11 protein-coding genes are annotated in these 12,814 nt (G+C 60.0%); 2 read left to right on the plus strand and 9 right to left on the minus strand.

Going from position 1 to position 12,814, the window contains the following annotated elements:
- Nucleotides 1-93: 93 nt before the first annotated feature.
- The 9 genes from SULPSESMR1_RS08860 to SULPSESMR1_RS08900 form a co-directional block, all read right to left on the minus strand.
- On the minus strand, nucleotides 94-546 hold the full coding sequence (locus SULPSESMR1_RS08860) for a cytochrome c-type biogenesis protein (RefSeq protein ID WP_089420487.1): 453 nt from the start codon (nucleotides 544-546) through the stop codon (nucleotides 94-96).
- Nucleotides 543-2,498: a heme lyase CcmF/NrfE family subunit gene (locus SULPSESMR1_RS08865; RefSeq protein ID WP_089422243.1), complete on the minus strand. Its 1,956-nt coding sequence runs from the start codon at nucleotides 2,496-2,498 to the stop codon at nucleotides 543-545. The genes SULPSESMR1_RS08860 and SULPSESMR1_RS08865 overlap by 4 nt, the downstream gene beginning before the upstream one ends.
- Nucleotides 2,499-2,623: 125 nt before the next feature.
- Nucleotides 2,624-3,202, minus strand: a complete 579-nt coding sequence (locus tag SULPSESMR1_RS08870) for a holin family protein (protein WP_089420488.1) — start codon at nucleotides 3,200-3,202, stop codon at nucleotides 2,624-2,626.
- On the minus strand, nucleotides 3,193-3,804 hold the full coding sequence (locus SULPSESMR1_RS08875) for a holin-associated N-acetylmuramidase (protein WP_089420489.1): 612 nt from the start codon (nucleotides 3,802-3,804) through the stop codon (nucleotides 3,193-3,195). Before SULPSESMR1_RS08875 ends, SULPSESMR1_RS08870 begins: the two co-directional genes overlap by 10 nt.
- An 80-nt stretch (nucleotides 3,805-3,884) precedes the next feature.
- The gene (gene ccmE, locus SULPSESMR1_RS08880; protein WP_089420490.1) at nucleotides 3,885-4,328 is read right to left on the minus strand and encodes a cytochrome c maturation protein CcmE; all 444 of its coding nucleotides are present in this window, start codon (nucleotides 4,326-4,328) and stop codon (nucleotides 3,885-3,887) included.
- 109 nt (nucleotides 4,329-4,437) lie between these two features.
- Complete coding sequence (argC, locus tag SULPSESMR1_RS08885; protein WP_089420491.1) at nucleotides 4,438-5,466, minus strand: N-acetyl-gamma-glutamyl-phosphate reductase; 1,029 nt, start codon at nucleotides 5,464-5,466, stop codon at nucleotides 4,438-4,440.
- 36 nt (nucleotides 5,467-5,502) lie between these two features.
- Nucleotides 5,503-6,312, minus strand: coding sequence for a glutamate racemase (locus SULPSESMR1_RS08890; protein WP_089420492.1), 810 nt, complete (start codon nucleotides 6,310-6,312; stop codon nucleotides 5,503-5,505).
- Nucleotides 6,313-6,352: 40 nt separating this feature from the next.
- Nucleotides 6,353-7,231, minus strand: a complete 879-nt coding sequence (locus tag SULPSESMR1_RS08895) for a lysophospholipid acyltransferase family protein (RefSeq protein WP_089420493.1) — start codon at nucleotides 7,229-7,231, stop codon at nucleotides 6,353-6,355.
- An 83-nt stretch (nucleotides 7,232-7,314) separates the two neighbouring features.
- A complete protein-coding gene (locus tag SULPSESMR1_RS08900) occupies nucleotides 7,315-10,737 on the minus strand; it encodes an indolepyruvate ferredoxin oxidoreductase family protein (protein WP_089420494.1) in 3,423 nt (1,140 codons plus the stop codon).
- 170 nt (nucleotides 10,738-10,907) lie between these two features.
- Here SULPSESMR1_RS08900 and SULPSESMR1_RS08905 point away from each other — a divergent pair, with 170 nt between their 5' ends.
- On the plus strand, nucleotides 10,908-11,813 hold the full coding sequence (locus tag SULPSESMR1_RS08905; protein WP_089420495.1) for a LysR family transcriptional regulator: 906 nt from the start codon (nucleotides 10,908-10,910) through the stop codon (nucleotides 11,811-11,813).
- 433 nt (nucleotides 11,814-12,246) lie between these two features.
- Nucleotides 12,247-12,780: a hypothetical protein gene (locus SULPSESMR1_RS08915; RefSeq protein ID WP_089420497.1), complete on the plus strand. Its 534-nt coding sequence runs from the start codon at nucleotides 12,247-12,249 to the stop codon at nucleotides 12,778-12,780.
- Nucleotides 12,781-12,814 lie beyond the last annotated feature (34 nt).

Genomic DNA, 12,814 nt, shown 5'->3' on the forward strand with positions numbered 1-12,814 from the left:
CCTTCCCTGTGTTCGCTTGGGCCGCCGTCTTCGGGCCGTCACTTTTGGTCGCAGCTTAGCAAACCAGATTCTGACGCACAGCGAAACCGCGCGTCACTCGTCCAGAATTTCGGCCAGCCGTCGGGATTCCTCGGCGCTTAGCGCCTGATCTTGCGGTTCGGATGCGCGTGATCTGCCGCGCACATAGACACCGGCAGCCAGCAACGCCAACAACAGCATGATCGGCCCCGCAGCCCAAAGCAGCCAGTTGGCCCCCGTTGCCTGCGGGCGCAGCAAAACGTATTCGCCGTAGCGCGCGACGATGAAATCCACCGTTTCGGCATTGGTGTCACCGGCCACCAAACGTTCGCGCACCAGCAACCGCAGATCGCGTGCCAGTGGCGCGTGGCTTTCGTCGATGCTTTCGTTGCGGCACACCAGACAGCGCAGCCCCTGACTGATTTCGCGCGCACGCGCCTCCAGCGCCGGATTGTCCAGCACCTCGCCCGGCTCGACCGCCCAGACGGGGGCGGCCAGCAGCATCAGGATCATCACCAGCCGTTTCATTCCGCAGGCACCGCACTGGTTCTGCGCGCCCCTGCGGCCACGCGGAACCGCCTGTCGCTCAGACTGAGGGCACCGCCCAGAGACATCAGGGCGCAGCCGATCCAGATCCAGTTGACCAACGGTTTGATGTAAGTGCGCACGGCCCAACCGCCCGCGTCCTGTTCATCACCGATCACCACATAGACATCGCGCGCCAGCGATTGGTCAATCGCGGCTTCGGTGGTTGGCATTTGGGCCACCGGATAGACCCGCTTTTCAGGCCGCATTTGCGCAATTTCGCGTCCGTCTTTCGCAAGCGTCACCAGCCCCGTCGTTGTAATGTAATTCGGCCCCTCGCCCTGCAACACGTTGTCCAGCGTCAGCGTGTAGGCCCCGACGTCAAAGGGTTCGCCAAACCGTGCCACGCGAATATCTTCGGATTGCCAAGCGGTGAGCCCCGCGATGCCAAAGACAGTCACGCCAAAGCCTGCGTGGGCCACGGCCTTGCCCCAGTCCGCGCGCGGCAGACGGAACAAGCGACCAACGCCGCCGCGCCCTGTGCGCATCCACAGGTCAACTGCGGCCCCCATCACCAGCCATGCCCCCAGAAACAGCCCCACAGGGCCCAACATGCTGCGCCCCGTCTGCATCACCCAAACCAGCCCCGCCAGCGCCAGCGCCAGCACAAACACGGGCACCATCAAGCGCATGGCGCGGCCCAGCTTGGCCCGCTTCCACGGCAGCACGGCGCCAACAGGCAGAACAAGCCCCAGCAGCACCATGAATGGCGTGAACGCCATGTTAAAGAACGGCGGCCCGACGCTGAGCTTGCGATCCAGAAACATCTCGGCCAGCAACGGCCACATCGTACCGACAAAGACGACGAAACAGGCCACCGCCAGCAGGATATTGTTGACCAACAGCGCGCTTTCACGGCTGACCATGCCAAAAACGCCCCGCGCCTCCATCGCGCCTGCGCGCGCTGCATAAAGACACAGCGCACCGCCGACAAAGACCGCAAGGATGGCCAGAATGAACACCCCGCGTTCGGGGTCATTGGCAAAGGCATGGACCGAGGTCAGCAGCCCCGAGCGCACGATGAACGTGCCGATCAGTGAAAACCCAAAGGCCAAAATCGCCAGCAAGATCGTCCAGGATTTCAGACTTTCACGTTTTTCCACCACGATGGCCGAATGGAACAGCGCAGCCGCCAGCAACCACGGCATGAACGAAGCGTTTTCGACCGGATCCCAGAACCAGAAACCGCCCCAGCCCAATTCGTAATAGGCCCACCACGATCCCAGCGCGATGCCGATGGTCAGGAAAACCCACGCCGCCAACGTCCAGGGTCGCACCCAGCGGCCCCACGCGGCATCCACGCGCCCTTCGATCAGGGCGGCCATCGCAAAGCTGAACGTCATGCTCAGCCCCACATAGCCCAGATACAGAAACGGAGGGTGAAAGGCCAAACCGGGGTCTTGCAACAGCGGATTCAGATCTTGGCCGTCAAAGGGTGGCACCGCAAGGCGCAAAAACGGGTTCGAAGTGAACAGGATAAAGGCGAAAAACGCCACTGCGATTGCCGCCTGCACCGCCAGCACCCGCGCACGCAGGCTGGGCGGCAGATTGCCCCCGAACCATGCCGCCATTGCGCCGAACAGCGTCACGATCAGCACCCAAAGCAACATCGAGCCTTCGTGGTTGCCCCATGTGCCGCTGATTTTATACAGCATCGGCTTGGCCGAGTGGCTGTTCAACACAACCAGACGCACCGAAAAATCCGATGTGACAAATGCCCATGTCAATGCGCCAAAGGCAGCCAGTGTCAGGAAAAACTGCGCTGCGGCTGCAGGTTCGGCCACGGCCATCCACGCCGCATTGCGCCGCTGCGCGCCAATCATCGGCACCACGGCCTGTACGATCGCCACCAAAAAGGCGAGGATCAGCGAAAAGTGACCAAGTTCTGTAATCATGCACGCCTTATAGGCCTGCATGCCCTCCCTCACAATCCGCAGTACAACGCGCTGTCATTGTGTCGCATCACATCAGTGTCAGCGCGCTGTGTAATCTCCGGCCAGAAAATCCCGCAAGCCGGAGGTTACTCCTGACCTGCCCGCTTCCAGACCTCTAGCGCCGCATTGCGATCGGGTAATGTCGCTGCCGTCGTCAGCTGCGCGTTATTGCCCGTGTCGGCCACTCCGACACTTTCGGCCCGCAAGTGGCGCAGCGCACGGATGTTGTCCATCACCTGAGGGACATGGGCCATCGTGCCGACGATCTGCCGCTGGAACTCTTGCGCTTTTACCTGATGCCGTGCCCCGAAATAGAAGGACACGATCACCCCCAGCAACCACCACAGCGGCTCTGGCACCAGTGCGATGCCCTGCATCCGTTCGGCAAACCACAAAGGTTCGACCATCGCAGAGACGAACAGACCCAAGGTTCCCAACGCGAGCAGTGGCCGAGGCAGCCGGTTCAGCCCGTCCATGAACCGGTCAAACCCGCCTTGGCGCGCCACGCTGTATTCCGCGCCAAACTGGCGCATGGCCTGCACCTGCACCTCTTGGGCGCGCTGGCTGCCGGTTTCGGCGTTCTCGCGAAACACCTCGACCGTGTCACGCACCACATTGCGCCCGTTGCCGAACAACAGGCCCAGCATCCGTTCGATCATCCCCATATCGCCACCCTTGCTGCAAATTCCGCATTCGTCATGTGATAAGCGCCGCTGATGAATTCCTCGGCACGGCGGATCCAGCCGCCTTTGTCGCCCGCCTGTGTCCGTGCATATTTGCGACTGGCAGGACGGCGGTCAGCAATGCGGAAATAATAGTTGCGCCGCGCGATACCATAGGCGTCAACCATCGCCTGCGGAGCCTGATTGTAAGCTGTGCGCGCCGCCGTCAATGACTGCGGCCCCAACGCGCCATCCACCGTGACCGCGTGCCCCATCTCGCACAGCAGCCGTTGCAGGATACGCACGGCATTGGCGCCTGCGTTCACATACATATCAAAAACCGATGCTTGCAGTCCGGTCGGCAGGTCCGCGATCAATGGCCGCTCATAGTAGTGGCGCACGAAGATGTCGACGGCCTGTGCCTGCGTCAGCTGGCGCACGTCGACAGCATCCACATCGCCATCGTCATCCAGATCCAGCCCAAGCCGCTGCATAGTGTGGATCGTCACGCCGAATTTCGTCGCCCCGCCGGGATCGTCGGGGTCGTTCACATAGCCGCCTTCGCGGGCGACGATCTCGATGGCGATGTCTCTGACAGTTTGCATGTCCAACCCTTGTGCCTGCTGCAATTGGCGCGGACTGTGGTTTGGAAATGATTAACAGGTGTTAAGCGGACCGTGCGCTCTCAGCCCTCGGGGTCTTTGTAGACGCCTTGTTCCTTCAGCGCGTCCACGACCTCTTTTGGCATATATGTTTCATCGTGTTTGGCAAGAATTTCAGTGGCTTCGAATACACCGTTAACGTAACTTCCGGTGCCGACCATGCCTTGATCCTCACCAAAAAGATCTGGCAAAACACCGCTGAACACCACTGGCACAGTCGCGCCCCCATCGGTCACATCAAAGCGGATAACCTCGCCCTGTCCGCGCCGCAACGATCCCGCAGCGACCAAACCGCCGATGCGAAACACTTCTGACGGGCGCGGCGGTTCGGCGATCACCTGACTGGGCGCGCGGAAAAAATTTATGCCGTCGCGCATGGCATAGCCGATCAGCGCAGTGCTGAGTGCCAAAGCCACTGCCGTCACCAGAATGATCTGAACGCGCCGTTGTTTCTTGAGACTTTTCATCGTGACTCCGACTGCTTTCCCAAATGAAAGCATCCTTGTCCCGTACTTAGACACGAACGGCGCGCCAATCAACGCGCGCCGCCCGCTCCTTTCGTCGCACCCTGACGGATCAGGGGAACAGCGGTGCCATCATCAGGCCAGCGGTTTCCGGCAGGCCCAGCATCAGATTGGCGTTTTGCAATGCCTGCCCGCTGGAGCCTTTGGTCAGGTTGTCCAGCGCCGCGATGACGATGCAGCGCCCCGCGATCCGGTCTCCGATCACGCCGATGTGGCAAAAGTTGCTGCCGCGAATGTGGCGCGTGCTGGGGGCCTCGCCTTTGGGCAGGACATGGATAAACGGTTCGGCATCATAGGCCGCAGCCAATGCGCCGTGTACCGCGTCCGTCTCGCCCGAGACATAGCAGGTGGCCAGAATACCGCGGTTGGCGGGGATCAGGTGCGGGGTGAATTGCACTTTGACCGGACGGCCCGCAACTTTGGAAAACTCCTGATCGAACTCGCCCAGATGGCGGTGCGTGCCACCGACGGAATAGGCGTGGTAACCTTCGCTCAGTTCGGCGTGCAGCAGATTTTCCTTCAGCGACCGGCCCGCCCCCGAAACGGCGCATTTCAGATCCAGAATGATATCGTCCAGCCCGATCACACCGGCGGATATCAACGGACGCAAGGCGAATTGACCCGTGGCCGCGTTGCACCCCGTGCCCGCAACCAACCGCGCGCCCGCGATCTCGTCGCGGTAGAACTCGGTCAGCCCATAGACCGCCTCGGCCTGCATCTGGGTGGCGGCGTGATCGTTGCCGTACCACGTCTTGTAATCAGCAGGGTCGCGCAGCCGGAAATCAGCGCTGAGATCGACGATTTTCAGCGTCTTGGGCAGGTCACGGATGACCTCCTGACTGGTCTTATGCGGCAGCGCGCAAAAGCACAGGTCGATCCCCGACCAGTCGATTGTGTCGAAGGCCACCATATCCGGCAGGTCCAGATGGCGCAGATGCGAGAACACCTCCGAAAGCTTCTGACCTGCCTTGGAAAATGCGCCCAAAGCTTTGATTTTAATGGAAGGATGTTCAGAGATCAGCCGGATCAGTTCGGCGCCAGTGTATCCGCTGGCCCCCAGAATTGCGACAGAATGGGTCATGTCAGACCTCGTATATTAAGGATGTGTGTAAGGTGTTCAGGCAGAGACAAAGTTGATTTGTCGTCGCATGAATTGCACGGCGCGATCGCTGACCCGCTTGGGGTCGCCTGTGGTCAGATAGGCCGCTGTGCCGCTGCCCATCTTGTCGGGATGACGAACCAGATAATCGGCGAGGCTTTCGCCCACCAGACCGGCCTGCGAATACACGTCGACATCCGCGCCCAGCGCCTGCTGAAAGATGTCTTGCAGCAGCGGATAATGGGTGCATCCCAGAATGGCTGCCTGCGGTTGTGGCATCTTGCGTTTCAGCGCGTCGACATGGCTGCGCACCAGCGCCTCGGCAAGGATCATGTCGCCGTCTTCGATGGCATCAACCACACCGCCGCAAGCCTGCGCCTCGACGTCCACACCGATGGCACGAAACGCCAGTTCGCGCTGGAATGCGCGGCTGCTGACGGTTGCAGGTGTTGCAAACAGGGCGACGTGCTTGACTGCCACCTCGCGCGGGGGCGAATTATCGCCCCACTGCCGTTCGGTCATTGCTTCGATCAGCGGCACGAACACGCCCAGGACACGCTTGCCCTCGGGCACCCAGCCCTCTTGCATCCGGCGCAATGCCGCCGCCGAGGCGGTGTTGCAGGCCAGAATCACCAGATCGCAACCGGCATCGAACAGGCGCTGCACGGCGGCGGTGGTCAGGTTGTAGATGTCATCGGCGGTGCGCACGCCATAAGGTGCGTTGGCCGTGTCCGCCAGATAGATGAACTCGACATCCGGCAGCCGCTTTTGCGCTGCTTCCAGAACGGTCAGGCCGCCCAACCCACTGTCAAAAACACCAATTGCCATAACCTGTTACGCCGCGTTCCTCAGGGCGCCGGTGAGCATGTCAGCGGTGCCGTTCCTCGAATTCATATCCCAGATCAAAATATTTGACCGGATCTGGATTGAGGTCATACGTCGCTTTGCGCAGGAAATCCATCATCTGTTTGCTGTCGCCCGCCAACGGGTCCAGAACATCGCGCCCCAAAGGTTGCCCAACCACGACCCGCACCGGTGTATCGACGCGTTTCTTGAATTCCTTGATCAGCAGGCTCAGGCGCAGGGTGTTGTGCATGTGGCTGGCCAGTTGGAACAGCCGACTGGTGTGGCCGTCAAAAAAAACCGGCACCACCGTCGCCCCCGACTTTGCCACCATCCGCGCGGTAAAGCCGCGCCAACGCGGGTCCATCGGGCGCGAAAACGGCTTGGCCGCCGTGCTGACCGTTCCACCGGGGAAAATACCGATTGCACCGCCATCAGACAGATAGCGCAAGGCGGTGCGCCGCGTTTCGATGTTCAGGGCCAGCGCCTCGCGGGTCTGGTCAAAACTGATCGGCAACAACACGCGGTTCAACTCTTCGGCGCGGTTGAACACCGAATTGGCCAGAATGCGGAAATCGCCCCGCATGACCGACAGGATATGCCCCATCATCATGCCATCCAGAATTCCATAAGGGTGGTTAGCGATCAAAATCAGCGGACCGGTGCGCGGGATATTCTCCAGCGCGCCGCCCACCACATCCAAGGAAAGCCCATAGCGTTCCACGATCACCGACCAGAAATCGCGGCCCGCCGCGACCTCGTCCTGATAGCCATCGGCACGGCGGATCAGGTGCAGCCTGCCAGTGCTGTTCTCGATCAAACGGATCATAGCCCTGCCACTGCGCGACGTCGCCGAGTGAGAATAGGTAATGTCACGCGCGATTGCACGCTTGGACGGGGCCATCTTTATCTCCGAACCAGACGCATGCGGTTCCTGCAAAGTGTCTTATCGCACATTACCGGTGACAGTAATGTGACGAAAGCGGTTTACTCCGCCGCTTTCGCCATGTCCTTGCCCCCTGCGCGGATCACCGCCAGAAGTTCCTCGCGCCGCTTCGCCGCCTTGGCCTCGTTTGCCTGTTTCACCGGACCAAAACCGCGGATCGACTTGGGCAGTTCGGCAAGCGCCACGATGGCGTCGCGGGTGTCATTTGTCAGCTGCGGCAGCACCTGCTTCATGTCAGCCTCGTATTGCGTGATCAGCGCGCGCTCCATTTTGCGTTCGGTGGTATAGCCGAACACATCCAGCGGCGTGCCGCGCAGACCTTTGAACCGCGCCATGAGACGCAACGGTTTTTCCAGCCACGGGCCAAACGTACGCTTTACGGGGCGACCGTCGCTGCCTTGCTTGGACAGGATCGGCGGGGCCAGATGGAACTTCATTTTGAAATCACCATCAAACTCGGCTTCGGCCTTGGCACGGGTGGTTTGCAACAGGCGGGCAACCTCGTATTCGTCCTTATAGGCCAGCACCTTGTGATAGCCTTCGGCGACGGCGGCACGCACGGCCTTGTCTTCAATGGCTTCGACCATCTTGCGATAGCGTTTGGCCAGACGTTTGCCCTGATACTTCACCAGATGATCGGCGCGGTAGCTGATTTTCTCGTCCAGCGTCTTGGGCAGGGCCACCACTTTGGGCGTCAGGATGTTTTGCACCTGCTCGGGGTAGAGCACCGCCCAGCGCCCGATTTCAAAGGCCCGCAAGTTACGCTCGACGGCTGCACCGTTCAGCGTGACGGCCTCGACGATGGCGTCGTGCGTCAACGGCAGCAGGCCGCGCTGCCATGCGGCCCCCATGAGCATCATGTTGGAATAGATCGAATCGCCCAGCACGGCCTTGGCCAGATCGGAGGCATCGAACAGCGCCACCTTGTCCTGCAAGCGCGCCTGAAGCGCCAGCGTCAGCCGGTCGGCGGGCAGAGCGAATTCAGTATCGCGGGTGAAATCGCCGGTGATGATCTCGTGGCTGTTGACCACGGCGCCGGTGCGGCCCGTGCTGGTCAGACCCAGCGTCTTGGCACCGGCACTAACGACCAGATCGCCGCCGATCAGCGCATCGGCTTCGCCTGTGGCGACGCGGATCGCCGTGATGTCTGCGGGCTTGTTCGCAAGGCGGCAGTGGATGTGCACGGCACCGCCCTTTTGCGCGAGACCGGCCATTTCCATCATGCCTGCCCCCTTGCCGTCGATATGCGCCGCTTGGGCCATCACCGCCCCCACGGTCACAACGCCAGTACCGCCGACGCCGGTGATGACCACGTTGAACGTGCCGTCGATCGCAGGCAGGTCGGGGTGCGGCATGTCGGGCAGGTCCAGCTTGGTCGTGGGGTCCTTGCGCACCTGCGCACCTTCCAGCGTCACGAAGGACGGGCAGAACCCTTTGAGGCAGGAGAAATCCTTATTGCAGGACGACTGGTCGATGGCGCGTTTGCGGCCCAGTTCGGTTTCCTTGGGCACGATCGACACGCAGTTGGACTGCACACCGCAATCACCACATCCTTCGCAGACGTCGGTGTTGATGAACACGCGCTTGTCGGGATCGGGGAAGGTGCCCCGCTTGCGGCGGCGGCGTTTCTCGGCGGCGCAGGTCTGGATATAGACGATAGCGCTGACGCCTTTGACTTCGCGCAGACGTTTCTGCACCGCGTCCAGTTCCGCGCGCTCGTGGGTGGCGATGCCCTTGCCGAAACGGGCGAGATCGACGTCTTCCTTCTCGTCGTAGACCACTTCGATGGTGGGCACGCCGATGGCGCGCAGCTCTTCGACGATCTTATAGGCGCTCAGCCCGCCTTCGTTGGCTTGCCCGCCGGTCATGGCGACCGCATCGTTGTACAGAATCTTGTAGGTTATGTTCGCCTTTGAGGCCAAAGCGGCGCGGATCGCCTGAATACCTGAATGGTTATAGGTGCCGTCGCCAAGGTTCTGGAACACATGCTCGGTCTTCGAGAAAGGTGCCTCGCCGATCCAGTTGGCCCCCTCGCCGCCCATGTGGGTGTAACCCACTGTGCTGCGGTCCATCCACTGCGCCATGTAATGACACCCGATGCCCGCATAGGCGCGGCTGCCTTCTGGCAGTTTGGTGGACGAGTTGTGCGGGCAACCCGAGCAGAAATAAGGCAAGCGCGCCGCAAGATCCTGAGCATTGTCGTTGCGCCGTGCCTCGGAAAGGGACGCAAGCCCCGCCTTGATGCCATCGGTGTTGCGGCCCTCTTCGATCAGGATATCGCCCAATTTTTCAGCAATCAGGATCGGATCCAAGGCACCGCGCGTCGGGAACAGTTCCAGCCTGCGGCCGTTTTCCCATGTATCGCCCTTGTGCCAGCCATAGACGCGGCGGCCATCGCGGTCGTCAAAGATGGCTTCCTTGATCTGCACTTCGATCAGCTTGCGTTTCTCTTCGACCACCACGATCAGGTCCAGACCGGCGGCCCATTCGTGGAAGGTGTCCATGTCCAGCGGCCATGTCTGGCCCACCTTATAGGTGGTGATCCCCAGACGCTCGGCCTCGTTTTCGTCGATGTGCAGCAGGTCCAGCGCGTGCATCAGGTCCAGCCAGTTTTTACCGGCGGCGACAAAGCCGATCTTGGCACCGGGCTTGCCCCACATGCGCTTGTCCATGCCGTTGGCACGGCTGAACGCCTCGGCGGCAGAGCGTTTGAAGTCGATGACACGGGTTTCCTGATCGACAGGCGTGTCGACCAGACGGATGTTCAGCCCCCCTTGGGGCATCGTGAATTCTGGCACGACAAAGCTCAGACGGTTGGGATCGCCGTTGACGACGCTGGTGGCCTCGATCGTGTCCTTCATCGTTTTCAGACCGACCCAAAGCCCGGAAAAACGGCTGAGCGCCCAACCATAAAGACCATAATCCATGATTTCCTGAACGCCTGCGGGCGACACCACGGGCATATAGGCATCCAGAAGTGCGAATTCCGATTGGTGCAACACGGTCGAGGATTCGCCGGTGTGGTCGTCGCCCATCGCCACCAACACGCCGCCATGTTGGGAACTGCCTGCCATATTGCCATGTTTGAACACGTCACCCGAACGGTCCACACCCGGCCCCTTGCCGTACCACAGGCCAAAGACGCCATCGAACTTGCCTTCGCCGCGCAGTTCGGCCTGCTGGCTGCCCCACAGGGCGGTCGCGGCAAGGTCTTCGTTCAGACCGGGTTGAAAGGTGATGTCATGCTCGGCCAGCGGTTTGGCCGCACGCATCATCTGCATATCGACCGCGCCCAGCGGCGATCCGCGATAGCCGGTCACCAATCCCGCGGTGTTCAAGCCAGCTGCACGGTCGCGAGATTTCTGCATCATCATCAGCCGGACCAACGCTTGCGTGCCATTCAACAGCACCGGACTGCGTTCCAGATCGTAACGGTCGTTCAGTGAAATCTTTTGCGTGGTCACACCTGTGCCTCCCAGCTTGGATATATATATGTCAGACTTTCAGCAATATTAGGTCACAAACTATGACCTGTATAGACAATAATGCGACTTTCCGCCACGGGCCTTTTGACGAGTGGTAGGTTTCCATGTCTTTTACTATAGGGTGATCTCAACGATCAGAAAGCAGTGTGATGGACTGGGACAAGCTAAGAATATTTCACGCGGTGGCAGATGCGGGCAGTCTGACGCACGCAGGTGACAGGCTGAATCTCAGCCAGTCCGCCGTCAGCCGCCAGATTCGCGGGCTTGAAGAATCACTGGCAGCCACGCTGTTCCACCGCCACGCGCGGGGGTTGATCCTGACCGAGCAGGGCGAACTGCTGTTCGATGCCACCAGCGCCATGACAAAACGTCTGGACGCCGCTGCCGCGCGCATCCGCGACAGCGAAGAAGAAGTGTTCGGCGATCTGCGCGTGACCACCACCACCGGCTTTGGCACTTTGTGGCTGGCTCCGCGCCTGCCCAAGCTTTACGCCAAACACCCCGATCTGCGCGTCGATCTGATGCTGGAAGAACGGGTGCTGGATCTGCCCATGCGCGAAGCAGACGTGGCCATCCGCATGAAAGAACCCAGTCAGGCCGACCTGATCCGCAAAAAGCTGATGACCGTCAAGATGCGCCTGTACGCATCGTCCGACTACCTGAAAGAGCATCCGTTTCCGGATTCATTCGAAGACCTGAAGGATCACCGCCTGATCTGTCAGAACACGGATTCAGCCCAAGTCGGCGCCAGTGCCAGCCTTGTTCAGGAACTGATGACCCACGAGATCAATTCCCTGCTGACGGTCAACAATTATTTCGGCGTCTTGCAGGGCGTGCTGCACAATCTGGGAATCGGTGTGCTGCCGGACTATCTGGCCAACGACTTTCCCGAGCTTGTGCGCGTCCTGCCCAACCTTGAATCGGCGGATGTTCCCGTTTTCCTCGCCTACCCCGAGGAATTGCGCCATTCGCAGCGTATTTCCGCCTTTCGCGATTTTGTTCAGGAAGAGATTTTGCTGTACCGTAAACAGTTGAAAAGCAAACAAAAAGAATAGCCATGCAAAGAGTGCATAGCGGCCATTCCGTCTGGTGTTCACATTCTGCCTTGTTTGGCAGCACTGCTGCCCCTAAATCGGCCTCGAAGACGATGATCGCTTAGCGCATCATCTTCATACCTCCCTGTTGGACTTGGCCGAGCTTCGTGCTCGGCCTTTTTTTTGGCCAAAGCGTTTGCTTTTCGGGCAGGAATTGTTGCGTGTCTGGCCGCAGCCTCATGCCACCGAATGACGTGCCGGCGCTCCGCCGGAAGTATCTCAATATTCTATCTACGTGATTTTTCACGAGCATTTTTCTCTCCCGGGCGCAGGTATTGCACGGATGCAGAAATTGTTCCCCTGTTCACGAAGAATTTTTCTGAAAAGTCAGCGGGAACTGACCCACGACTTGGCCGTTGTTCCACCAGCAACTCCCAACGAGAGGAATTACAATATGACACGCAAGTTTTTGACAACAACCGCCACAATCACCGCTCTGATCGCTGTACCCGCACTGGCGCAGGAAAATACAGATAACCCCGATCTGCAAAGCAACTCGCCCACATTTGAAGGTGGCCAAGACAATCCGGTCGCATCGAACCAGTTCAAATACGATACCACCAACCCGCGTGTATCGAACGGCTATGCCGAATATGACACCAACCAGATCGCGATGTCGCAGGACGCGTTCCGCGCACTGAGCAATGCGCGCGGCGAGAATCTGGAAACCACAGATGGTATGGTTATCGGCATGGTCGAGAATGTGAACGTCTCCGCTCAGGGCAGCCCCGAACTGGTGGTCGATCTGACGGACGACGCGTCAGCCAAGTTTGACACCGAAGTTCTGATCATCACCGTGACACCCGGTAACGTGATGCTGGGTGACGGCGAAATCGCTCTGGGCACCACACTTGATGATATGGTGTTGGCTTCCGAAGACAGTGGCCGTGGCACATACTCCGACCGCAAGTCGGTGACCTTGCCCTAAAATCTGTTAATCTCGCTGCCCCCCATTCGGGGGC

It is taken from the genome of Pseudosulfitobacter pseudonitzschiae (genome assembly GCF_002222635.1).
Taxonomy (GTDB): Bacteria; Pseudomonadota; Alphaproteobacteria; order Rhodobacterales; family Rhodobacteraceae; genus Pseudosulfitobacter; species Pseudosulfitobacter pseudonitzschiae_A.

Excerpts from the sequence above, each read along its gene's own strand:
- argC (WP_089420491.1), bottom strand. The coding sequence starts at position 5,466 with ATGACCCATTCTGTCGCAATTCTGGGGGCCAGCGGATACACTGGCGCC.
- SULPSESMR1_RS08915 (WP_089420497.1), top strand. The coding sequence starts at position 12,247 with ATGACACGCAAGTTTTTGACAACAACCGCCACAATCACCGCTCTGATC.
- SULPSESMR1_RS08875 (WP_089420489.1), bottom strand. The coding sequence starts at position 3,804 with ATGCAAACTGTCAGAGACATCGCCATCGAGATCGTCGCCCGCGAAGGC.
- SULPSESMR1_RS08895 (WP_089420493.1), bottom strand. The coding sequence starts at position 7,231 with ATGGCCCCGTCCAAGCGTGCAATCGCGCGTGACATTACCTATTCTCAC.
- SULPSESMR1_RS08865 (WP_089422243.1), bottom strand. The coding sequence starts at position 2,498 with ATGATTACAGAACTTGGTCACTTTTCGCTGATCCTCGCCTTTTTGGTG.
- SULPSESMR1_RS08905 (WP_089420495.1), top strand. The coding sequence starts at position 10,908 with ATGGACTGGGACAAGCTAAGAATATTTCACGCGGTGGCAGATGCGGGC.
- SULPSESMR1_RS08890 (WP_089420492.1), bottom strand. The coding sequence starts at position 6,312 with ATGGCAATTGGTGTTTTTGACAGTGGGTTGGGCGGCCTGACCGTTCTG.
- SULPSESMR1_RS08870 (WP_089420488.1), bottom strand. The coding sequence starts at position 3,202 with ATGGGGATGATCGAACGGATGCTGGGCCTGTTGTTCGGCAACGGGCGC.
- ccmE (WP_089420490.1), bottom strand. The coding sequence starts at position 4,328 with ATGAAAAGTCTCAAGAAACAACGGCGCGTTCAGATCATTCTGGTGACG.
- SULPSESMR1_RS08860 (WP_089420487.1), bottom strand. The coding sequence starts at position 546 with ATGAAACGGCTGGTGATGATCCTGATGCTGCTGGCCGCCCCCGTCTGG.